At 31.5% G+C, this 22977-nt stretch carries 21 protein-coding genes; 9 read left to right on the top strand and 12 right to left on the bottom strand.

The features are described 5' to 3' along the window. Window positions 1-5 precede the first annotated feature (5 nt). The 3 genes from NST87_RS04510 to groES all read right to left on the bottom strand — a co-directional run bounded on the left by NST87_RS04510 (window position 6) and on the right by groES (window position 2801). Window positions 6-473 carry a DinB family protein gene (locus NST87_RS04510; protein WP_019469564.1) on the bottom strand — a complete coding sequence of 156 codons (468 nt, stop codon included), beginning with the start codon at window positions 471-473 and terminating at the stop codon, window positions 6-8. Window positions 474-844: 371 nt separating this feature from the next. Next, on the bottom strand, window positions 845-2467 hold the full coding sequence (groL, locus tag NST87_RS04505) for a chaperonin GroEL (protein WP_019469563.1): 1623 nt from the start codon (window positions 2465-2467) through the stop codon (window positions 845-847). A gap of 49 nt (window positions 2468-2516) precedes the next feature. Then, window positions 2517-2801 carry a co-chaperone GroES gene (groES, locus tag NST87_RS04500; RefSeq protein WP_019469562.1) on the bottom strand — a complete coding sequence of 95 codons (285 nt, stop codon included), beginning with the start codon at window positions 2799-2801 and terminating at the stop codon, window positions 2517-2519. Between the two features lie 176 nt (window positions 2802-2977). On the opposite strand from groES, the gene mroQ reads away from it, so the two are divergent. Further along, a complete protein-coding gene (gene mroQ, locus NST87_RS04495) occupies window positions 2978-3721 on the top strand; it encodes an intramembrane glutamic endopeptidase MroQ (RefSeq protein ID WP_019469561.1) in 744 nt (247 codons plus the stop codon). Between the two features lie 95 nt (window positions 3722-3816). On the opposite strand, the gene NST87_RS04490 is transcribed toward mroQ, so the two are convergent. Beyond that, the gene (locus NST87_RS04490) at window positions 3817-5721 is read right to left on the bottom strand and encodes an SdrH family protein (protein WP_040029798.1); all 1905 of its coding nucleotides are present in this window, start codon (window positions 5719-5721) and stop codon (window positions 3817-3819) included. A 193-nt stretch (window positions 5722-5914) separates the two neighbouring features. Here NST87_RS04490 and NST87_RS04485 point away from each other — a divergent pair, with 193 nt between their 5' ends. The 6 genes from NST87_RS04485 to agrA all read left to right on the top strand — a co-directional run bounded on the left by NST87_RS04485 (window position 5915) and on the right by agrA (window position 11054). Then, a complete protein-coding gene (locus NST87_RS04485) occupies window positions 5915-6544 on the top strand; it encodes a nitroreductase family protein (RefSeq protein WP_019469559.1) in 630 nt (209 codons plus the stop codon). Window positions 6545-6770: 226 nt separating this feature from the next. Next, window positions 6771-7556 (top strand): carbon-nitrogen family hydrolase, encoded by a 786-nt coding sequence (locus tag NST87_RS04480; protein WP_340721354.1) that lies wholly within the window; start codon window positions 6771-6773, stop codon window positions 7554-7556. Between the two features lie 737 nt (window positions 7557-8293). Then, the gene (locus NST87_RS04475; RefSeq protein ID WP_019469557.1) at window positions 8294-8863 is read left to right on the top strand and encodes an accessory gene regulator AgrB; all 570 of its coding nucleotides are present in this window, start codon (window positions 8294-8296) and stop codon (window positions 8861-8863) included. 2 nt (window positions 8864-8865) lie between these two features. Further along, window positions 8866-9003 (top strand): cyclic lactone autoinducer peptide AgrD, encoded by a 138-nt coding sequence (gene agrD, locus NST87_RS04470; protein WP_019469556.1) that lies wholly within the window; start codon window positions 8866-8868, stop codon window positions 9001-9003. Between the two features lie 26 nt (window positions 9004-9029). Then, window positions 9030-10325, top strand: coding sequence for a quorum-sensing sensor histidine kinase AgrC (agrC, locus tag NST87_RS04465; RefSeq protein ID WP_040029797.1), 1296 nt, complete (start codon window positions 9030-9032; stop codon window positions 10323-10325). 12 nt (window positions 10326-10337) lie between these two features. After that, on the top strand, window positions 10338-11054 hold the full coding sequence (agrA, locus tag NST87_RS04460) for a quorum-sensing response regulator AgrA (protein ID WP_019469554.1): 717 nt from the start codon (window positions 10338-10340) through the stop codon (window positions 11052-11054). A 192-nt stretch (window positions 11055-11246) separates the two neighbouring features. On the opposite strand, the gene NST87_RS04455 is transcribed toward agrA, so the two are convergent. From NST87_RS04455 to NST87_RS04435, 5 genes are all read right to left on the bottom strand, one after another. Continuing rightward, a complete protein-coding gene (locus NST87_RS04455) occupies window positions 11247-12212 on the bottom strand; it encodes a carbohydrate kinase family protein (protein ID WP_019469553.1) in 966 nt (321 codons plus the stop codon). Then, the gene (locus NST87_RS04450) at window positions 12213-13694 is read right to left on the bottom strand and encodes a sucrose-6-phosphate hydrolase (RefSeq protein ID WP_019469552.1); all 1482 of its coding nucleotides are present in this window, start codon (window positions 13692-13694) and stop codon (window positions 12213-12215) included. A gap of 793 nt (window positions 13695-14487) precedes the next feature. Continuing rightward, window positions 14488-14712 carry a sulfurtransferase TusA family protein gene (locus NST87_RS04445; RefSeq protein ID WP_019469551.1) on the bottom strand — a complete coding sequence of 75 codons (225 nt, stop codon included), beginning with the start codon at window positions 14710-14712 and terminating at the stop codon, window positions 14488-14490. A gap of 25 nt (window positions 14713-14737) precedes the next feature. Continuing rightward, entirely contained in the window at window positions 14738-15823 is a 1086-nt protein-coding gene (locus NST87_RS04440; RefSeq protein WP_019469550.1) for a YeeE/YedE family protein, read from the bottom strand. Window positions 15824-16022: 199 nt separating this feature from the next. Further along, window positions 16023-16664 carry a redox-sensing transcriptional repressor Rex gene (locus NST87_RS04435; RefSeq protein ID WP_040029796.1) on the bottom strand — a complete coding sequence of 214 codons (642 nt, stop codon included), beginning with the start codon at window positions 16662-16664 and terminating at the stop codon, window positions 16023-16025. Between the two features lie 147 nt (window positions 16665-16811). Between NST87_RS04435 and NST87_RS04430 the strand changes: the two genes are divergently transcribed. Next, complete coding sequence (locus NST87_RS04430) at window positions 16812-18740, top strand: ABC-F family ATP-binding cassette domain-containing protein (RefSeq protein WP_019469548.1); 1929 nt, start codon at window positions 16812-16814, stop codon at window positions 18738-18740. 345 nt (window positions 18741-19085) lie between these two features. After that, window positions 19086-20678 (top strand): MutS-related protein, encoded by a 1593-nt coding sequence (locus NST87_RS04425; protein ID WP_019469547.1) that lies wholly within the window; start codon window positions 19086-19088, stop codon window positions 20676-20678. Between the two features lie 112 nt (window positions 20679-20790). On the opposite strand, the gene NST87_RS04420 is transcribed toward NST87_RS04425, so the two are convergent. The 3 genes from NST87_RS04420 to rimI all read right to left on the bottom strand — a co-directional run bounded on the left by NST87_RS04420 (window position 20791) and on the right by rimI (window position 22977). After that, window positions 20791-21213, bottom strand: coding sequence for a VOC family protein (locus NST87_RS04420; protein ID WP_019469546.1), 423 nt, complete (start codon window positions 21211-21213; stop codon window positions 20791-20793). Between the two features lie 317 nt (window positions 21214-21530). Then, complete coding sequence (tsaD, locus tag NST87_RS04415; protein WP_019469545.1) at window positions 21531-22559, bottom strand: tRNA (adenosine(37)-N6)-threonylcarbamoyltransferase complex transferase subunit TsaD; 1029 nt, start codon at window positions 22557-22559, stop codon at window positions 21531-21533. Further along, the gene (gene rimI, locus NST87_RS04410) at window positions 22552-22977 is read right to left on the bottom strand and encodes a ribosomal protein S18-alanine N-acetyltransferase (RefSeq protein ID WP_390326899.1); all 426 of its coding nucleotides are present in this window, start codon (window positions 22975-22977) and stop codon (window positions 22552-22554) included. Before rimI ends, tsaD begins: the two co-directional genes overlap by 8 nt.

Genomic DNA, 22977 nt, shown 5'->3' with positions numbered 1-22977 from the left:
TTAATTTATTGTTGTTGTTTTAAAACACGTGACATTTCTTCAATTTTACCAGCATGTAAAGGAATATGAATGGCATTTAATGCCAACAATTCGTCTAACGTATTACAACCTGCGATTGTTTCAGTTAATTCTGTTTGTAGTTCTTCATCTGAAAGTTTTTGAGCGCGCTCTGGTAAGGTCTGTATATCGTTCAATATCTCGTCTATTTTCGGTATTGTTTCATCTCCCCATTTTTCTGGTGAAGAACCATAACCAAATAAGCGAGTGTATTGTTCAATATCAACTGTATTTTTATCATATAGAGATAAAGCAGATTCAAATATAGTTAAAACATGACCATATTGCCAATGTATTGTATTTGGAAATAAATCAATTTTATCGTCCAATACTTGGTCATTATTCCAATTATCATAACCTGAAATTAAATAATTAACACCCATATCAATAACATCATATACTGATTTCTTAGTCATAATTTAATTCCCTCCACTCTTCAAATATCGTGCAGCTAAAATATGTTGCAACTATTAAAACGTACACCCACTCTCTACCCTTTTATTTAATACTTATTCACAATACTAAAATGAATATTAATCTACTTCACCTTAATTCAAAATTCAGATATAAACTATAAGTAAAACGTTTATACTAACATTTTATTATCATTAATTTTCAAGATTTATAACATTTTTGTTTTAATCTAAACTACGATACAAAAAGACGTTTCCCAAAGATTTAGTAATCTAATGGAAAACGTCAGTAAAGAATTATTTTAAAATTTCTATGACCAAATCATGACCATTGGACGAATGATATACTGTCATATCAACGTTCTATGGTCTTTTTACATCATACCTGGCATACCACCCATGCCTGGTTGTGGTTCATTGTTATTTTCTTCAGGAATATTGGCTACGACTGCTTCTGTTGTTAAGAACATTGCTGCAACACTTGCTGCGTGTTGAAGTGAAGAGCGTGTTACTTTAGTTGGGTCTACAATACCAGCTTCAAGCATGTTCACCCATTCATTAGTAGCCGCATTAAAGCCAACGCCAACTTCTGAATTTTTAAGTCTTTCAACTATAATTGAACCTTCTAAACCAGCATTCTCGGCTATTTGACGTACAGGAGCTTCTAAAGCTTTTAAGACAATATTAACCCCAGTAGCTACGTCGCCTTCAGCTTCAATTTTCGATACTTTATCAAAAATGTTCATAAATGCTGTGCCACCGCCTGCTACGATGCCTTCTTCAACGGCAGCTCTTGTAGAATTTAAAGCATCTTCAATACGTAATTTACGTTCTTTTAATTCTGTTTCACTTGCAGCACCAACTTTAATTACTGCAACACCGCCTGCTAATTTTGCTAAACGTTCTTGCAGTTTTTCTCTATCAAAGTCAGAATCAGTTTCTTCAATTTGTGCTTTGATTTGACTTACTCTTGCATCGATATTGTTTTGATCACCATCACCATCGACAACTGTAGTATTGTCTTTAGTGATTTCAGCTTTGTTAGCAGTACCAAGCATATCAATTGATGCTTCTTTAAGTTCTAGACCTAAATCGTCAGTAATCACTTGTGCACCTGTTAAAATTGCTAAATCTTCTAACATCGCTTTACGACGATCACCAAATCCAGGCGCTTTTACTGCTACTGCTGTGAATGTACCACGCATACGGTTTAAGACTATATTTGTTAATGCGTCGCCTTCAACGTCATCAGCTACAATTAAAATTGGACGATTAGCTTGAACCACTTGTTCTAATAACGGTAAAATATCTTGGAAAGATGAAATCTTTTTATCTGTAATTAAAATATACGGTCTTTCTAACTCTGCGACCATCTTATCTGAATCTGTGACCATATATGGAGATTGATAACCTCTGTCAAATTGCATACCTTCTACAACTTCTAATTCAGTATTAAAACCGCTTGACTCTTCAATTGTAATAACACCATCATTTCCAACTTTTTCCATTGCTTCAGAAATATATTTACCAATTTCTTCATCAGCTGCTGAAATAGAACCAACTTGAGCGATTTCATTTTTATTATCTACATTTTGTGAAATTTCATGTAACGCTTCAATCGCTACTTCTACAGCTTTGTCGATTCCTTGACGTAAGCCGACTGGATTAGCACCACTTGTAACATTTTTTAAACCTTCTTGAATCATTGCTTGTGCTAATACAGTAGCTGTTGTTGTACCATCACCAGCGATTTCATTTGTTTTATTTGCTACTTCTTGTACTAGTTTAGCACCCATATTTTCATAAGGATCTTCTAATTCAATTTCTTTTGCAATTGTTACACCATCATTAGTAATTAATGGTGAAGTGTACTCTTTATCTAATACAACATTACGCCCTTTAGGACCAATTGTAACTTTAACAGCATTTGCTAATTTATCTACACCTCTTAGCATAGATTGACGTGCATCTTCAGAGAATTTTAAATCTTTAGCCATATTTCTTAACCTCCATGTTGTTAATATGATTTATCGTTTTTATAATTTATTATTCAATAATTGCTAAAATATCATCTTCGTTAAGGATTAAATATGTTTCGTCTCCACGTTTAACTTCTGTGCCAGCATATTGTTGAAAAACAACATTATCGCCTTCGTTCACTTCAGGAGCAACTCGAGAACCATCTTTTAAAATACGTCCTGCACCTACTGCAATTATCGTACCTTCATTTGACTTCTCTTTAGCGCTATCTGTTAATACAATACCACTTTTTGTTGTTTGCTCTTGTTCTATTTTTTGAATAATTACTCGGTTACCTAATGGTTTTAACATTGATTGTTCCTCCTTAGAATTGGAAATCTTTAGCACTTCATTACCTTGAGTGCTAATCTAATTTCTATAATAATCAAAGTTGGTCAACATTTCAAGTTAAAACCATCGTTGTATATTTTGTGTGTGACGATAATTTACGCTAAAATAAGATATAAACTATTTTTTGGAGGTTCATTATGTCTCGTTTGTGGGTATCCATATTGACATTATTTATTTATGGTCTAGCACAATATGGTGTTTTATTTTTACATATGGCAGGGTTTTTCGACAATTTAAGTGGTAAATCGTTAATGTTTACCAATATTTATACACAAGTTATTTTATTTATAATCGCATCAATCATTATTATTATAATCAATAATTTCATTGCTAATCCAACGCAATTAGAACAACGAACAAAAGAAAAGAAACGCTACGCAGTATTATGGGCGCTCGTTGGATATGTTTGTGTTATGGCGTATCAAATTATTGCTAATTTAATTAATATGTTCGTATTAGGTGGTCCACAATCAAGTCCAAATACCGAAAGATTAATGAAAGTAGCTCAAGATATTCCCGTCTTCATTATTTTAATTTCAGTTGTAGGTCCAATACTCGAGGAATATGTGTTTAGAAAAGTTATTTTTGGTGAGTTATATCAACTTATGAAAGGCAATAAAACCCTAAAGTTTATAGTAGCTTCAGTAGTAAGTTCTATTATATTTAGTGCGGCACATGGTGACCCAGCCTTCTTCATCATTTATTTTGGTATGGGAATGATTTTTTCAGGGCTATACGCTTTTACAAAACGCATATGGGTACCTATTGCTGTACATATGATGCAAAATGGTTTTGTGGTAATAATTCAAGTTTTAATTGGCCCAGAAAAAATAAAAGAACTACAAGAAACTACTTCTTTTATTTTCAGTCTTATTATTTAACAAATATGATTTTATAAAATTTGGAAATAACTTCTATACTCAAAATAAGGGATTAATCCATATCATTGAATGGATTAATCCCTTTTATATTTCAATTATTCATTATTTTTGTTTTTGCGATGAACAAAGTAACCAACTACGACACCAATAAATATAATAAAAATAGCTGCTATTAAAGCAAATAAAATACGTTCAAATTTTATATCGATAGTATTTTTTGAATTTTCATCTGCAGTTTCAGTCATTTCTTCATCACTGCTAGCGTGATACTCATATTTACCTGAAGTACTTTCCGTTTTGGGATTTTTCAAATCTGGCATTGATCCAATTTCACCAGTAATCAAAGCTAAAACTTGATCATCTAAATTTTGATAATAATCTTGTGATTTCAAAGGATTAAAATACTGGAATTTAAAATAATTCGTACCTTTCTGTAACTCATTTAAAAAAGCATTATCATCAAATCGTTGTGGTCTAAGAATGGATAAAATATCCCTGTTAGAGATTTTTTGTTCCCCATTATTTAATTGTTTTACTTGATTTACGACAAAAGGATTATATTTAAACGAACCGGTAGACATTTGATTAAATCTATTTAAAATTTGACGATCACTATTTGTATGCGTTGACGTTTGACTTGAGTCTTGTCTAACTGACAAGTCTCCATAGTTTATATCATTTTGATATTTGTTTGGTTGCGTATTTTCATTTGGTCTTTTTAAGTTTGATCGTGTAGAGTTTGAAGGTTTGACTGGTTGTGTTGGTTGATACACATCGTCATTACCGCTTCTATGATTTCCATTACTTGATTTATTTGGATAATGTGTTTGTGGAGGTGGTGTCAAATTCGGTCGCTCTGGATTTGTCGTTGCACCAGTTCCCCCATTTGAACCTGGTGAACTTCCTTCACTTGGTTTATTTGGTTTTGGTGGCGTACCCCCACCTTCATTTGGTCGGTCTGGATTTGTTGGTACGTTTGCTCCTCCATTTGAACCTGATGTATCTCCATTATTCGGTTTATCTGGTTTTGGTGGCGTACCCCCACCTTCATTTGGTCGGTCTGGATTTGTTGGTTTGTCTGTTCCTTCATTTGTGTCAGAATTATCTCCACCACTTGGTTTATTTGGTTTTGGTGGCGTACCCTCACCTTCATTTGGTGAGTCTGGATTCGTTGGTTTGTCTGTTCCCTCATTTGTGTCAGAATTATCTCCACCACTTGGTTTATCTGGTTTTGGTGGCGTACCCCCACCTTCATTTGGTGAGTCTGGATTCGTTGGTTTGTCTGTTCCCTCATTTGTATCAGAGTTATCTCCATCATTTGAATCAGACGTGTCTTCATCGCCTGATTCATCTGGTTCTGATGGTTTACTTTCTTCTTCTTTTGGTTGATCCGATGTGGATGTCTCTCCTGTATTATCGTCTTCACTTGAATCAGACGTGCCTCCATCACTTGGCTCATCTGGCTCTGATGGTTTACTTTCATCTTCTTTTGGTTGATCCGGTGTGGATTGCCCTCCTGTATTATCGTCTTCACTTGAATTAGACGTGTCTCCATCACTTGGCTCATCTGGCTCTGATGGTTTACTTTCATCTTCTTTTGGTTGATCCGGTGTGGATTGCCCTCCTGTATTATCGTCTTCACTTGAATTAGACGTGTCTCCATCACTTGGCTCATCTGGCTCTGATGGTGTGTCATCGTTTACTGATTCTTCTTTTTCACCTGAATTTAATTTATCAGCTGACAACTCACTATTTATTGTATTATCGTTTTCAACGTTAGTGTCAAAATCTTCTTTACCATTTATGTTATAAAGGTCGGAAATTGAAGGCGCAAAATTTGAATGTCCAATATTATCAGTTCTAGCAAAATTATCTTTTGCATCGGTTGATATTTTACTATTTTGATATTCAGCTGCTTGAATCGGTTTTGATAATAAAGAAGCACTTATAGCAAAAGCGAAGCTAGAAACTAATATTTTATTCATTTTATACCCTTTCATTTTCTCACCTCCATAGTAATAAATCTTATATTAATTATAATTATATTAGAAAGCTCACTTTTTTTCATTAAATAGATGGTTATTGAAAGGAAAAAGTAATAAATCTGAAATTTTTTGTAAAAAGCCTATTTACAAACTCTGATATAATTATTATACTAGATATATATTTTGAATTAATGAAGGAGCTACTATAATGGGATTATTCACAAAAAAATCAAAAGATTTAGATGCATTTCAAAAAGCAATAGAAACGAGACGTACAATTTATAGTTTAAATAAAGAAATCTCAATATCAGATAAAGAAGTTGAAAATATAATTGAACATGCAATTAAACATGTCCCTTCTTCATTTAACTCACAATCTACACGTATTGTTTTATTATTAAATGATAATCATGATAAATTCTGGGAAATCACAAAGGAAGAACTTAAAAATACGATGGGACCTGATCGTGATTTCCAACCTACCGCTGATAAAATTGATAATTTTAAACATTCATACGGTACAGTTTTATACTTTGAAGATGAAGAAGTCATCGAAGGTTTACAAAATCAAATGCCTAACTATGCAGAAAACTTTGCGATCTGGTCTAGCCAGACAAATGCCATGCATCAATTCGCTATTTGGACAGCACTAAGTACTGAAGGTATAGGGGCTTCATTACAGCATTATAATCCACTTGTAGACGTAGCAGTCTCTGAAGCTTTTGATATTCCAAAAACTTGGAAACTTATGGCACAAATGCCTTTCGGTAATATTCGTGAAGAAGCTAGCGAAAAAGAATTTAATGATATAGATAAACGCTTCCTTATAAAAAAGTAAAAATTTAAATATCTACAAAATGACAAGATAAATTACATCCACCAACAACAAACATATACAAAAATAAATTTATTTATATATATTTGTATAACTATCTATATATGAGGCAAAGACTTTCATGTCTTCGCCTCTTTTTTTACTTCTTAATAATACTATTAACCAAATTTTGAATTTTCTAAATATATTTAGTATATTTAGTTTAATACTAATATAAGGGGTGAAATTGATGAATATAGAAATCTTTCAACTTAAAATTGAACCAGCAAATGTTTCGTTTAATGAAACAACCATTAAAAATTGGTTCTCTAATTATGTAACAAGTGATACGGATGTTGTTGTATTGCCAGAAATGTGGAATAACGGATATGCCTTACCCCAATTAAACAAACTAGCTGATCAACAGTTATCACGAAGTTTTGAATTTATTTCAAAATTAGCTATACAATATCAAGTAGATATTGTAGCAGGTTCTGTATCTAATATTATGAAAGAAAATGTATATAACACTGCCTTTGCAGTATCAAAACAAGGCTATTTAATCCATAGTTACGATAAGGTACACCTCGTCCCTATGCTAGATGAGCCACTCTTTATGAGTCCAGGTAACGCTGTGCCTGAGCCTTTTTCACTTTCTAATGGGGTGAAAATTGCACAAATTATTTGTTATGACTTACGTTTTCCTGAAATATTACGTTATCCAGCACGTAAAGGTGCAGAAATCGCATTTTATGTAGCGCAGTGGCCAAGTGTTAGATTAGACCATTGGATTGCTTTACTAAAAGCACGTGCGATAGAAAATGATATGTTTGTCGTCGCTTGTAACACCTGTGGTGACGATGGTAAAACCGAATATGCTGGTAACTCAATGATTATTAATCCAAATGGTGAAATTATAGATCAGCTCAATGACAAAGAAGGAAGATTAAGTTGTTCACTTGATTTAGATGAAGTTGCCAAACAACGTGAAGCAATACCCGTCTTTAAAAATTTGAGACCACACCTTTATAAATAAACATAAAAAAACCGTGAGCTTGGGAGGGACTCACGGTTTTTTGCAACTTATTATTAAGGGAATGTTTTATACAGTTATTTCTCTATCTATTTTTTGGGGATGTTATTAATTATGAAAAAAATTAGTGAATTTACCGATTAAAATGATAAATTGAATGATGTTTACGATAGCTTACATGTTTAAATTTTAAATTGTCTCTGTTATAGACAAAGTTAAAATAGATTTGTTTTGAGACTGGGAAAGGTCTACAAATACAAATTTAAGGGATTTGCTTAACGTATTAAGCGAGTTGTGTACTAATCTAGTACTATTTTACGAAACCACTAGCTATTACTGAAAAGGTTCTTGTCACAACATCAGCCTCCTCTTGTCCGTATTCAAAGAAATGAAACCGACAACTAAACTTGTAACTTCAATAACTATACGGAGATACAGTTACAATTTAGTAAAGTCAATTAGACTCCTGCTCAAAAGTCTAATTAACATCATCATTTAAACGGTTAAGTCTAAATAATTTTATCACTTCTTTGTGATACAAGTATATTAAACCATGTATTTCTTAGATTGCGTTTAATAATTCCTAACTCGTTATATTTCATACTTATTTGTTAAGAATTATATGTTAAAATTAAAAAGATAAGAAATTCAAACAGTTAGGAATACAAAACTTACAGTTAAGCAATGAGACGCCTAAAATATAATTAAAATTGTATAATACGGGTGAGGAGAGAATAGCCATGTTAAGGGGAATTGATAACAAAATTGAAAACTTAGCACGATATCTTCAACAAAGAAATAGTCTTGATCATCTTGAGTTCCTAAAACTCCGTTTAGGCATGCAAGTTTTTGTTAGCAATCTTGCGAAAACTATTGTAGTTTATGGCATTTCAATCCTTTGCCATATATTTTTATACACACTAACTGTACACTTATCTTATTACTTGATTAGACAGTATGCACACGGTGCACATGCGAAGTCATCACTTTCGTGTCATATTCAAAACATTGTTTTATTTGTTTTACTGCCATGGTTTATTGGGTATATAAAAATGGATATTTTACTTATGTATATACTTGCTTTATTAGGTTTTATTATTTTAGTTATTTATGCACCTTCAGCAACTAAAAAACAACCGATTCCAATAAAACTTAGAAAAGGTAAAAAAATCAAAACAATTGTTGTAACTTTATTATTATTATTTATATCATTAATTTTAAAGGAGCCGTATTCACAATTAGTGCTTTTAGGTCTTACACTAATTGCGTTTGCACAACTCCCAATATTTTTTCCTAAGGAGGATGTTTAGATATGCATATTTTTGAATCTATTATAAACTTATTCGTTAAATTTTTTAGTGTTTTAGGAGCAGTTTCAGGTGGAAAAGTTTGCAGTGCTTATTTTGATGAACCTGAGGTACCAAAAGAAATTACAGATTTATACAAATAATTTGTTATTAGAAAGTGTGTATATATATGGTAGTTTTTAATTCTGTTTTGTTAGCAATAATACAATCAGTTCTTTTATTCGTTAATGTTAAAACTTTAACGAACATCAAATATACTTTTAGGGATTATATCGCAATGATTTGCATTATAATCCCTTCTACTATTATTTATTACTTTATTAGTGAAAAGACAACTATTTTATTATTAATAGCTGTCGTTATATTTATGTACATAAGAAAACAAACCATAGGTGTCGTTGCAGCATTAATCAGTTTTTTCATCTTATATATGGCTAACTTCATTTCTATTTGGCTAGCTACTCAATTAATAGAAGTTATCACATTAAATTATATTTTTAGTTCATTCTATGCAGTAAGTTTTATCTTAATTGCAATAAGTTTAGGATACATAATAAAATATTTTTTTATAAAAATGTCAACTTCATTTTTATCTTTAAATAAAATATATCTTTCAATTGTGTGCTTGTTTTTACTCACAGTTTTATTGTTAATTTATTTTTATTTACCAAATTCTATTTTATCATTTTCAGATATTAAATTTGTTGTGATCATGTATGCAGTGGTCATCATTACTACTGCTATTTTAATCATTACTATTTCCTTCAGTATTATACGTCAAATTCAATATAAACGTAATATTAAAGAAATAGAAAATTATTATAAATATACGTTACAAATTGAAAAAATCAATAATGAGATGCGTAAATTCCGACATGATTATGTTAATATACTTTCAACCTTATCTGATTATATCCGAGAAGATGATATGGAAGGTTTACGTAAGTATTTTAATGAAGAAATCATACCTATGCAAGATAATATGCAAATGAAAACACTTAAAATTAATGGCATTGAAAATTTAAAAGTTCGCGAAATTAAAGGTTTATTAACAACTAAAATATTACAAGCTCAAGAAAAAAATATAAGATTGAGCATTGAAGTTCCAGAACCGATTGAGAAAATTGATATGCCTATTATCAATTTAAGTAGAGTTATTGGTATTTTATTAGACAATGCCATAGAAGCATCAGAAAAAATTGAAGATGACCCTTTAATTCGCATTGCCTTTATCAAAAATGAAGACGATTCAGTGATGTTTATCATCATGAATAAATGTAAACCTGATATGCCTAGGGTACATACTTTATTCCAAGAAAACTACTCAACAAAAGGAAAAAATCGTGGTTTAGGGTTATCTAGCTTAAAGGAAATAACCGATGCAACTTCCAACGTTTTATTAGATACAACAATTGACAATAATTATTTTATCCAAAAAGTAGAAATATTAAATTCTAATTCATAAGGATGTGTAAATATGAAAATATTCATTTGTGAAGATGATGTAAGACAACGTGAAAATATAGTTTCAATTATCAATAATTACATCATGATAGAAGAAAAGCCAATGGAAATTGAAGTAGCTACGTCAGATCCTTATGAGGTATTGGAACGTGCAAAAGAACTTAAAGATATTGGTTGTTATTTTCTTGATATACAATTAGAAGCTGATATTAATGGCATTAAATTAGCAAGTGAGATTAGAAAATACGATCCAGTGAGCAATATTATATTTGTCACAAGTCACAGTGAGCTCACTTATTTAACTTTTGTATATAAAGTTGCTGCTATGGATTTTATTTTCAAAGATGATCCTGATGAATTAAAATCAAGAGTAATTGATTGTCTCGAAACATCAGAAACTCGATTGAAGCTACTTTCAAAAGAAAACACAGTTGAAACAATCGAACTCAAACGTGGCAGTAATTCTATTTATGTTCAATATGATGATGTAATGTTCTTTGAATCTTCTTCGAATTCACATCGTTTGATTGCTCATTTAGATAATAGACAAATAGAATTTTATGGTAATTTAAAAGAGATCGATAATTTAGATGAACGATTTTTTAGATGTCATAATAGTTTTGTTGTTAATAGACACAATATAGAATCCATTGATTCTAAGTCTCGTATTGTTTACTTCAAAAATAATGAACACTGCTACGCGTCCGTACGTAATGTCAAAAAAATTTAATACATAAATTAATAGGCAGAGACAATTAATTGTCTCTGCCTATTATCATGAAAGCACCAGTTCTCAATTTATTGAGTTAGCGGTGCTTATGTATGAGCTATATTGCTCAAGTATTTCTAAATCTCTATTTTCCCGTACTCATCTTAACGGAATTGGATTCAATGAATAGAAGTGTTTTCCATGTTCACACTTTTAATGTTCAAGTACTTCATTAACTTCATTTAAATTAGGTATACTCTCAATCGCGCCATATTTAGTAGTAACTTTTGCAGCAACTATGTTACTAAATTCAAGTATATTTTCACCTTGTACTTTTAATGCTGCTATAGGATTATCAATATCAGATACTGCCAATCTATTAATTAATGCTCCTATAAAAGCATCTCCAGCGCCAGTAGTATCTATCGCTTTCACTTTATAACCAGAGTGATCAATCACTGTGCCATCTTTAAAATGAATTTCTGCACCCTCTTTGCCTTTAGTATAAATAACTGCCTCTACGCTACCTTGGAAAAGCCAAGCGATAGCTTCTTTTTCAACTTTATTTCCAGTCACAAATGTCAGCTCTTCGTCTGAAATTTTTAGCACATGCGCTAATGGCAAAAATTCACGAATTGCATTTTTACATTCCTCTTCACTAGTCCATAACGGCAAGCGTACGTTAGGATCAAAGATAATCGTACCACTTGCTGACTTCACCTTATTTATTAATGCTTTATGCGCCTGTTTCATTGGGCTATCTACTAAATCAACAGAACAAAAATGTAACATATCATTTTCTGTTACAGTAATTGCATCTATATTGCTAGGTTGATATAACATATCTGCTGATGGTTTACGATAGAATGAAAAATCACGTTCCCCTTCTTTGGTTAAACTTACAAATGCTAAAGCAGTATTCGCTTCATCTGTACGTCGGATATAGTTTGTATGTACACCAATATTACTTATGGTTTCAACAATTAAATCGCCAAATGCGTCATTACCTAACTGGGTAATCATTTCTGCTTGCCCACCTAATTTTGTAGTAGTACAGGCAACGTTACAAGGCGCACCACCGACTTGTCTTGTGAATCCTTCAACGTCTTTTAATTTTGAGTCTTTTTGATTAGGGATAAAATCGATAAGTGCTTCCCCTATTGCAAGTAAACGTTTCATTTATTGATCATCCTTTATGTCATATTTTGTAAAATTAAGAAAGACTTGGCCAGATTCGGTAGAAGCTTTAAAACCTATGGCATCATCATCTGTAAAAATTCTTGAAGTCATCACACGTTCACCATCATTACAAAATAGTTCAATACTCGATGTATCTACGAACATTTGTAGTTGAGATAATGGCGTATCTAAATAAGTGCTACGTGTATTACCATCGACTGGTTCTGGTAATAAGCCACTTTCACTACGATCCAATGTGATTTTTTTTGTTTTTGTATTATAAGCAATAAGTAAAGACTGTGATTTTGAAGCTCTAATTTCAAAATAAATTTCAGTAGCGTCATTTTCCAAAATATCAATAATCAATTCAAATTGTTTACCTTCATATGGATTTAAAAATCGCGTAAATTTATTAGCGTAACCTAATGCTGTTTCTTTATTCGTTCTTAATTGTTGAAGTGCTTTAATAGGACGTTGTTTTAAATTACCTTGTTCAATTGTCAAAATACGTGGAATTGTTAAACAGTGAGCCCAACCATCTGAATCTGTAGGATAGTTTACTCCTGGTAAACCCATCCAACCAATGAGTATTCTTTTACCAAATTCATCTGTAAAAGTTTGAGGCGCATAAAAATCAAAACCATGATCTAATTCATGAAAATCGCCATGATCCATAACGAGGTGATCTATGTCGTATTGCCCCATGATATAACCAGATTGATAAATATTCCTAAACTTTTCACCTTCTGGTTCAATACCTTGAGGACAAAATAACAGTAAATCGAAACCATCTAAATTAAAATAATCTGGGCATTCCCACATAAAACCAAATGACTCGAGTTTGGTTTTTATTTCACCTTGAAATGTCCAATTCACAATGTCTGTTGATTGATATTGAAGTATTCTTCCATATCCTTCCTCATTTTGTGCAGCTATTACTGCATAGTAAACTTCATCCTTAACAAATACTTTAGGGTCTCTAAAGTGCTGCGTATATCCTGACGGTGGTGCAGCTATTACTGGTTTAGGAAATTTTTGAACATCACCATTGTCATGTACCTTAGCTATATTTTGTGTAGACTTTCTATTCCAATTTTCATCTCTATGATTTCCTGTATACATATAATACAAGTTGTTGTTATATGTAAATGCGCTACCACTATATACACCATGACTGTCATCTTTCGTATCTGGTCTTAGTGAAATTCCTTGATTATCAAAATTTATTAAATCTTTACTTTTATATGTATACCAATATTTCAAACCATGGACGGCTCCTAAAGGAAACCACTGATGTGAGATATAATAATCTCCTTTATAATAAATTAGACCATTAGGATCATTTAACAATCCTGTTTTCGGCTGGATATGAAACAATTGTCTATATTTAGATTGATTCACACGCTCAGTTAATTCGTCCATTGTTTGTTGATTAATATCTTCATAACGTTGGTAACGTTCATCTCTTGTCCATTCACTCACTTTATTTCCTCCTATTACAAACTACTACTTTCTGATATTTGTTCTGTCGCAATTCAGTTCATCATCAAATTATGTATTTCATTATCATTATATTAGTTTTATCCTACTCATTAGTACAAAGCTATGGCTTATACTGCTACAAAACAATTGCACATGTGGCATGATGTATTAATCGAAATGTGATTCCTGTAACATGGACACTAGCAACCAATGATACTTAAAATAGTTTCAACTTTATTCAAATAAAAAGTTCCTCACACATCAATTTTTAAATTATTATTTACAATTGTATAGATTTAATAACGTCTATAAATTAACTTATCGTATATTATTTTGACACCATCATTGCACATATTGACAATAACTGAATTTATAATCAATTATATAAAAATCTTACATTTAGATATGCCAATCATATTTTATTTTCACTCTCATTACTTGGCATTGTAAACATCATCTATTTTATCATATTGTATTCCCTTTAAATACTGTTAAAAGTCAAACTCAAACTACTTTATAAACACAAAAAATAATGCCGACTTCAAGAAGCAACTCTATATATGATTAGTATTAAATTATATATCATTCAAAGACGACTAATCTCATTTACCTATTCAACATGCGTCACTCAATATAAAAGCTATAAAACATTTTTATAAAACATAATAAAGTCCGAAACATCATAAAATATGTCTCGGACTTTCTCTCAGTGAGCAGTATATAATAAAATAATATTTTTTAATCTAACATTAACTTTCATCTTACTCAGTTATTTAAATTTAATGTTATATCATTAAGCTTTCTGAACAGTGATTGTCCATGAAGCATCATCAAGTTGTTCATAATTAGTAACTGGGTAACCTTCTTCAGCTGCCCAATTTGGAATTGCTTCAGTTGCTTGAGTACAATCGAAATCAATTTTTAATTCGTCACCATTTTCTAAAGTAGTCATTTTCTTTTGTGCTTCAATTAAAGGAAAAGGACAAACCATACCTACTGTACCTAATTCATATACCATAATGAAATCCTCCTAAAAATAAAATTTATGTCGTTTGTGTTTGTGTGGAAACTGTTTGAGCTGTAGACTTTTGTGCTTTTTTCATCGGCTTAATAAATATGAAATAACTCATAAACCAAGCACCTAGTATCATTGATGCAAGCGCAATCCAGCCTTTCCAAGACATTGTAGCTGTTTCAACTAAACCATTTCCGATAGAACAACCACCTGCTACTGATGCACCAAATCCCATGCATACGCCACCAATAACACTATTACGGATTGTCTTTTTATCAGGTAGCCTCCACTTAAATTCTCTAGCTCCTTTTGCTGCAACATAAGAACCAGCAAAGATACCTAAAACAAGGAATACACCCCAATCTAATAGTTGAAGATCACCAGTTACAAAAAATTGAATGATATTTGCAGAAGGCGTTGTAATTCCTAAACCGTACATTCTGCCAGTAGATTCACTCACTGGCCAAGCCAATAATGCAATTAGACCAACTGCAATAGCTGCAACAAAGGGATGGTATTTTTTTTCAAATAAATAATAACGAATCCCCGTAAACTTTTGTTTTAATTTTGGTACTGCAAATTTGGGCTTTGGTTTACGAAGCGTTTTAACAACAAATATAACCGTTATAATTGTTAATAACGCAACCCATACCCATGTTGGAATACCAGTTGTTTGAGCCATGCTTGTATTTACATTAGTAGGTTTATTGATGCCATCCATTAAAGGTAATAATAAACCAAATTTAGTAGCTGCTGATGTAAATGCATATGCAATAAGTGCTATCCAGCTACCAATTAATCCTTCTCCAGCTCTATACCATGTACCAGTTGCACAACCACCAGCTAATATAATTCCAATACCAAAAATAAATGAGCCAATAACCGTACCTATGATTGGATATGTTGACTCTGGTATTTCTACTAACCCTGTCGAAGTTAGAATTAGCAGTCCGATACTTTGCACGGATATTGCTATTAACAAGACATAAAACATTTTATTACTTTTTTGAATATACATATCTCGAAATCCACCAGCAAGACAAAATCGTGTACGTTGCATGACAAATCCCAAAAGTCCACCTACGATTAAGCCACTGATTATTAACCACGTCATAACATTACCTCTTTCCGATAAAATCAATAAGAATTATCATATTAGATTTGTACTGAAATTTCAACCTTTATGTTTTAAGGCTTATTCATAGGTATATGTATAAGGTAAAGCAGAGCTAAGTGAACAACAAAAAAACTTTGTTGAGACAACTAAACATCAAAAATGTTTGTATCTCTACAAAGTTAATATTTTAAAATCATTATTTATTACTGTAATTTTTCATAAAGAAAAGTAAAGACTGTAATTCAATCCCTAAATCAATGTGATGAACTTGTACATCTGACGGCGTATAAACACGTGTTGGTGTGAAATTTAGAATCCCTTTAATGCCTGCTTCAACTAATGTATCTGCAACTTGTTGTGCTGCGTTTTCAGGTGTTGTTAATATCACGACATCAATTTGCTCTTGCTTTAATACATCAGTGATTTTTGAAAATGAGCTTACAACCACATTACCTATTTGTGTTCCTATTACATCATCACGAATATCAAACGCTTCTGTAATAGTCATTTCATCATGAATAGAAAAATTATATGTTAGTAATGCTTTACCTAGGTTCCCTACACCTACGATGGCTATTTTAATTTCATCATTTTCACTTATCTCATTTTTAAAAAAATGTAACAAGCTATCAATATTATAGCCATATCCTTTTTTGCCTAATTCACCAAAATAAGAAAAATCACGACGAATTGTTGCAGAATCAATGTTCAAACCTTCACTAATTGTTTTAGAATTAACTCTGTCTATCCCTTTAGATTTCAAAGTATTGACGAATCTATAATATAACGGTAACCGTTTTAACGTGGCACGAGGAATCTTTTCGCTTTGGTTAGCCAAGATCTTGTCCTCCTATACTATAATCTCTAATTAATCTTATAATTACTTCAACATTATACATTAATACTTTATAAAAATAAACACTGGTAGTTTTAACAATAGGCAGAATACGGTAGAATGATAATGAATAGAGAGGTGCAAAAACGGATGATATTATTACAATTAAACGACATTACAAAATCATTCGACGGAGAAGATATTTTTAACAATGTCAATTTTGAAGTTAAAACTGGCGAACGTATCGGTATCGTCGGACGTAACGGAGCTGGTAAATCTACATTAATGAAAATTATCGCTGGCGTCGAAGGTTATGATAGTGGTCATATTTCAAAAAGTAAAAATTTAAAACTTGGTTATTTAACACAACAAATGACACTCAACACAAACCAAACTGTGATTGAAGAAATGTCCAAACCTTTTGAAAATATGAAAAAACTTGAATTTGAAATGAAAAAAGAAACGGATTGGTTAGCACAGCATGCAAATGAATATGATACAGATGAATATAAAAATCATATTGATCGTTATGAATACTTATCCAATGAATTCGAACAACAAGATGGATATCAATATGAAAGTAAGATAAAAACGGTACTTCACGGTCTAAATTTCACTGAACCAGATTTCAATCGCCCTATTAATGACTTTAGTGGTGGTCAAAAAACAAGGCTATCATTAGCCCAAATGTTATTAAGCGAGCCTGATTTATTATTGCTAGATGAACCAACTAACCATTTAGATATGGAAACAACACAATGGTTAGAAAGTTATTTAAACTATTTTAAAGGGGCTATTGTTATCATTAGCCACGACAGATATTTTTTAGATAAAATAGTAAATCAAATCTATGATGTTGCACTTGGAGATGTGCAACATTATATAGGTAATTATAAACAATTTATTGAAAAAAGAGACAAGTATTATGAAAAACGCATGCAAGAATATGAACGTCAACAAGATGAAATTAAACGTTTAGAAACATTTGTTGATAAAAATATAGCTCGGGCATCAACTACTGGCATGGCAAAAAGCCGTAGGAAAATGCTTGAAAAAATGGAAAGAATCAATAAACCAATGGTTGATGCCAAAAGTGCTAATATCCAATTTGATTTTGATCGAAATACAGGTAACGATGTTTTTCACATCAAAGATTTAGAAATTGGTTATGAACAGACAATTACCAAAGGTATCAACATTGAAGTAACTAAAGGAGACCATATCGCTATTATTGGACCTAACGGTATCGGGAAATCTACTTTAATCAAGACAGTTGCAGGTATACAACCAAAATTAAATGGTGAAATTACTACTGGTGCCAATTTAAAAATCGGTTACTATGATCAAAAACAAGCTGAATTTAAATCTAGTAAAACAATACTAGACTATCTTTGGGATCAATACCCTTCAATGAATGAGAAAGACATACGTGCAGTATTAGGCCGATTTTTATTTGTACAAGAAGATGTAAAAAAAATCATTAATGACCTTTCTGGTGGTGAAAAAGCTAGATTACAATTAGCTTTGTTAATGCTTGAACGTAACAATGTACTTATTTTAGATGAACCTACAAATCATCTTGATATAGATTCAAAAGAAATGTTAGAACAGGCATTGGATAACTTCGAAGGAACGATTTTATTTGTTTCTCACGACCGTTATTTTATTAATCAACTTGCAAACAAAGTTTATGATTTAGACACTCATGGTGGCACAATGTATTTAGGTAACTATCAGTATTTTATAGAGAAAAAAGAAGAAAACGAAGCGATTCAAGCTAAAAAAGAATATGAAGCTTCACATCAGACAAAACCGATGGTGACGCAAAACGATAATTATATTGATCAAAAACTTCAAAAACGCGAACAACGTCAAATTGAACGCCAAATTGATGAATGCGAAACCGAGATAGATAACTTTGAAACTAAAATTAATGAAATCAATGAATTGCTTACTTTACCAGATATATATAGTGATCCAGAGGAAGCAAATCGATTAGCTAAGAAGAAAGAAAGTAGCGAACAAGCATTAGAACAAGTCATGTCGAAATGGGCAGAATTACAAGAAAAGTTAATTTAAAACTAATTTTAACGATAAGTACGAAAAATGATTTTTTCATTTTTCGTACTTTTTATTATTATTTTACACATTAACTATTCACAGCTTCAACCCTATTATCAAAGCTATCCACAGAGTTATCCTATTTATCCACAAGTAAAATGTAACTTTTGTACCATTGAATATTCAGAAAACAATGTATATCCACACATTTGCCCACGACTTATCAACAAGTTATACACTAATTGTTGATAAGTACGCACGTTCTCTATTGACATATATCAGTACTTAACATAACCAGCTATTTGTGAATCGATTTATTTCATGACATAATAAAACATATTAATTTAGTATGAGGTGAAACTTATGTATCCTATTTTTTGGTTCTTAATCGCATTAATTATCGGAACAACACTGTTATTTATTATCACTACAATCATTGCCAATAAAAAATTAAAACATGATATCAAACCTTTATGGTCACTAAGAAAACCTTTAGAATCTTTTGTTCGACCTAATCACAGGTATAGTTATCAATTCGATACATATAAACACCAATTTGATGAAACAAATCTTATAGATGATAAAACTTACGCTGATTTGAATTTAAATGCCCTTTTCGACAACATGAACTTTAATTTTTCTGCAATTGGCGAAATGCGCTTGTATGCAACCTTAAGAAAAATGTTTACGATTCATAATCAAACTTTAATTCAAAAATTTAAGAATGATGAAATTTTTCGTCTTAAAATATCAACCCACCTTGCTAAAATAGGTAAAGCGATTTATCCAACGTTCCCTGATCAATTGACTACAGTGAAACGTAATTATTTTTTTATGTTGACTACGTATTTTCCGTTAGTATTTTTGCTTGTTACATTTTTAAAACCTGAAATCGGTATACTTTTAACTATACTTGCTGCTATATTCAATATGATTTTGAGTGGCATACTTAGAAAAACGTTCGATCAAGATTTGAATTCTTTATTTTATACGTCAAATGTTATTAAAAAAGCTTATGCAATTCATAAAATAGATGGTGCGCCTTCCATAGATGTTGACTTTAATCATTTTAAAGTTGCTCGTAGACTAAGTGGTCTTCTAGGAAGAGTAAATACAACAGAAGATTCTATGATATTTGCATTTTTATTTAAAGCTATATTTATGTTGGACTATCATATCTTCCATTTAATACAACATAGCTTTAAAAAATATGAATCTGAAGTTATGGCTTGTTATGAATATATAGGTAGCATAGACAATCATTATGCAGTAGCATTGTGGAGAGAAACGCTATCACAATATGCATTGCCCCAAGCAAGTAATGATGATTCAGTAGAATTTGAAGCACTTACACACCCATTACTTGTCGATGCTATTTCTAATGATTTAGAAATCGATAGCCATATATTATTAACTGGGTCAAACGCGTCAGGTAAATCAACTTTTATGAAAGCAATCGCCTTAAATCTTTTATTAGCTCAAACGATAAATACAGTTACTGCAAATTACTTCAAGTATAAGCCTGGTTTAATTTTCACTTCTATGGTGAACCAAGATGATATCTTGTCTGGTGATAGTTATTTTATGACAGAAATCAAATCAATTAAGCGATTATTTGATTTAAAAACAGAGGATAAAATTTATTGCTTTATAGACGAAATATTTAAAGGAACCAATACAACTGAACGTATCGCTGCTTCTGAATCCGTGTTAAATTATTTAGGCAATGGGCAAAATTACGAAATCATAGCTGCGACTCATGATATTGAATTAGCCACGTTATTAGAAGATAATTTCAAAAACTTTCATTTTAATGAGATTATTTATGAAAACGAAATTGCTTTTGATTATAAAATTAAACCTGGAAAAGCAGATACAAGAAATGCGATTGAATTATTAAGAATCTTAAAATTCCCTAATCAAGTATATACGCGAGCTAAATCATCTTCCACTTAAGTCTTTAAAATCTTAAACCTAATAATATAATCATAAATGCTCTTATGAATGCCGAAAAAGGAACAATGAAGTTTGCATTTACTTCATTGTTCCTTTATTTGGTTTAAATATTTTATTCAGCATTAATCATCCAAGTAACACCAAAAGGATCATTAAACATACCATATAATTCTGACCACTCCGTTTTACCTAACGGCATTGCCTCTTCACATCCGGCTGCTATGGCATTATTAAAAAAATCAATAGCCTGTTGTTTATCTACTTCATTACTGTGATCGAATGTAAATGTTACAATCGCACCACTATTATCGATTTTTTTATTTTTCCATGTGTCACTGCAATAAAATGTTTCACCTAAGACTTTAAATGAAGCATTCATTGTAAAGTTTTTATCTACTTGGAATTCTTCTGGCATATCTGTAAACATTTCATGGTCACCACCAATACGTTGAATATCTGTGGCACCTAAATTTTTTTCATAAAAGTCTAATGCTGCTAAACTATTTTCAAAATTAAAATACTGAACTGATTTCATTTATAAGCCGCCTCCTAATAATGTAATGCTTATTTACATTATTCTATATAGTATGACTATATATTAAAATATATACCCCATTTTTAATATTTAAACATTTGAGCTTGCTTAAATTTATAAAATCAATCCTTTATATTTTTCTGAAAATCATAGTAGTAAATTTCAAAAAAAGAAGTAGGAACATAAATCAAATCACTGCTTGATTTAAAATCCCTACTCCAATATTTCCAGTATTAATAATTAATATACTTTGTGCACATTTAATAAGTACATTATGATACTAAGTTAAAACTACACTAAGATATGTTATTACGCATTTAAGTATTTAATGAAAATTGTTCAATATCCATATCATTAAATCCATTTAATGACATATCTCCAACTAACCCTGCTTGATATAAATAGTGTGCTGCAGCACCAATCATTGCAGCATTATCTGTACAAAGGTTTGGGCTTGGTATACGCAAATTGATATCATTATCCTTACATGCATTATTAAGCGCTGCTCTTAAACCTTTATTACTTGCGACACCACCAGCTACAATTAAATGTTTCACATCATAAGCCTCACAAGCTGACACTGCTTTTCCAACTAATACTTCTACAACACTATTTTGAAAACTCGTTGCAACATCTTCAGGCTTTATTTCAGACCCTTTTTGTCGTAAATTATGCAATTTATTTATCACTGCACTTTTCAACCCGCTAAAACTAAAATCGTAACTATTTGCCTCTAACCAAACTCTTGGGAAGTTATAACAATCTTGACCATTTGCTGCTAATTGATCAACTTGTGGCCCACCTGGATAACCTAAGCCAATCGTTCTTGCGACTTTATCATAAGCTTCACCAACAGCATCATCTCTTGTTTCACCTATAACTTCAAAATTCAAATGATCTTTCATGTATACAAGTTCTGTATGCCCTCCTGAAACGATTAAAGCTATTAAAGGAAATTGTAATGGTTGCTCTAAATGATTCGCATAAATATGCCCTGCAATATGGTGTACAGGTATCAGTGGTTTATCATAAGCAAAAGCTAACGCTTTAGCTGCATTGATTCCTACTAGTAATGCACCTATGAGCCCAGGTCCCTGTGTTACCGCAACTGCATCTATATCTTCCATTGTTACTTTTGCTTCATTTAATGCCTGGTCAATTGTCGTTGTAATGCCTTCCACGTGGTGCCTGCTAGCGACCTCAGGTACCACACCACCAAAGCGTTTATGACTTTCAATCTGACTTAATACAATATTACTTAAAACCTCTGTGCCCTGTTTAATAATACTAACACTCGTTTCATCACAACTTGATTCAACTGCTAAAATCAACGTTTGATCACTCATTTAAATTCACCCACATCACTATCGCATCCTCACCTTCACCATAATAATTTTTGCGTTTACCACCAAATTGAAAGCCTAAATTTGTATACACATGTTGTGCAACCTCATTGTCTACACGAACTTCTAAGCTCATTATTTCACATTTGGTTTGTACATAATTCATCGCATATTTTAATAATAATTGTCCTAATCCATAACCTCTATATGTTTCATCTATGGCAACTGTTGTAACCTGAGCTTGATCTATCACTATCCAAATACCAATATACCCAATAATCATATGATTATATTCAATAATAAAATAATGTGCAAACTCATTTTGTTCTATTTCATGATAAAAAGTATCAATTGTCCAACTACTGTCGTTAAAACTATTTCTTTCAATATCAAATACTTGAGGCACATCGCTCAAAGTCAT

It is taken from the genome of Staphylococcus sp. FSL W8-0271 (genome assembly GCF_038006605.1).
GTDB lineage: Bacteria > Bacillota > Bacilli > Staphylococcales > Staphylococcaceae > Staphylococcus > Staphylococcus cohnii.
Note: the sequence above shows the minus strand (reverse complement) of the source record. Positions and strands in the feature narration are given on the sequence as shown.

Bases quoted from the DNA above. Each gene is read 5' to 3' on its own strand.
- NST87_RS04510 (WP_019469564.1), bottom strand. From the start codon at position 473: ATGACTAAGAAATCAGTATATGATGTTATTGATATGGGTGTTAATTAT.
- groL (WP_019469563.1), bottom strand. From the start codon at position 2,467: ATGGCTAAAGATTTAAAATTCTCTGAAGATGCACGTCAATCTATGCTA.
- groES (WP_019469562.1), bottom strand. From the start codon at position 2,801: ATGTTAAAACCATTAGGTAACCGAGTAATTATTCAAAAAATAGAACAA.
- mroQ (WP_019469561.1), top strand. From the start codon at position 2,978: ATGTCTCGTTTGTGGGTATCCATATTGACATTATTTATTTATGGTCTA.
- NST87_RS04490 (WP_040029798.1), bottom strand. From the start codon at position 5,721: ATGAAAGGGTATAAAATGAATAAAATATTAGTTTCTAGCTTCGCTTTT.
- NST87_RS04485 (WP_019469559.1), top strand. From the start codon at position 5,915: ATGGGATTATTCACAAAAAAATCAAAAGATTTAGATGCATTTCAAAAA.
- NST87_RS04480 (WP_340721354.1), top strand. From the start codon at position 6,771: ATGAATATAGAAATCTTTCAACTTAAAATTGAACCAGCAAATGTTTCG.
- NST87_RS04475 (WP_019469557.1), top strand. From the start codon at position 8,294: ATGTTAAGGGGAATTGATAACAAAATTGAAAACTTAGCACGATATCTT.
- agrD (WP_019469556.1), top strand. From the start codon at position 8,866: ATGCATATTTTTGAATCTATTATAAACTTATTCGTTAAATTTTTTAGT.
- agrC (WP_040029797.1), top strand. From the start codon at position 9,030: ATGGTAGTTTTTAATTCTGTTTTGTTAGCAATAATACAATCAGTTCTT.
- agrA (WP_019469554.1), top strand. From the start codon at position 10,338: ATGAAAATATTCATTTGTGAAGATGATGTAAGACAACGTGAAAATATA.
- NST87_RS04455 (WP_019469553.1), bottom strand. From the start codon at position 12,212: ATGAAACGTTTACTTGCAATAGGGGAAGCACTTATCGATTTTATCCCT.
- NST87_RS04445 (WP_019469551.1), bottom strand. From the start codon at position 14,712: ATGGTATATGAATTAGGTACAGTAGGTATGGTTTGTCCTTTTCCTTTA.
- NST87_RS04440 (WP_019469550.1), bottom strand. From the start codon at position 15,823: ATGACGTGGTTAATAATCAGTGGCTTAATCGTAGGTGGACTTTTGGGA.
- NST87_RS04430 (WP_019469548.1), top strand. From the start codon at position 16,812: ATGATATTATTACAATTAAACGACATTACAAAATCATTCGACGGAGAA.
- NST87_RS04425 (WP_019469547.1), top strand. From the start codon at position 19,086: ATGTATCCTATTTTTTGGTTCTTAATCGCATTAATTATCGGAACAACA.
- NST87_RS04420 (WP_019469546.1), bottom strand. From the start codon at position 21,213: ATGAAATCAGTTCAGTATTTTAATTTTGAAAATAGTTTAGCAGCATTA.
- tsaD (WP_019469545.1), bottom strand. From the start codon at position 22,559: ATGAGTGATCAAACGTTGATTTTAGCAGTTGAATCAAGTTGTGATGAA.
- rimI (WP_390326899.1), bottom strand. From the start codon at position 22,977: ATGACTTTGAGCGATGTGCCTCAAGTATTTGATATTGAAAGAAATAGT.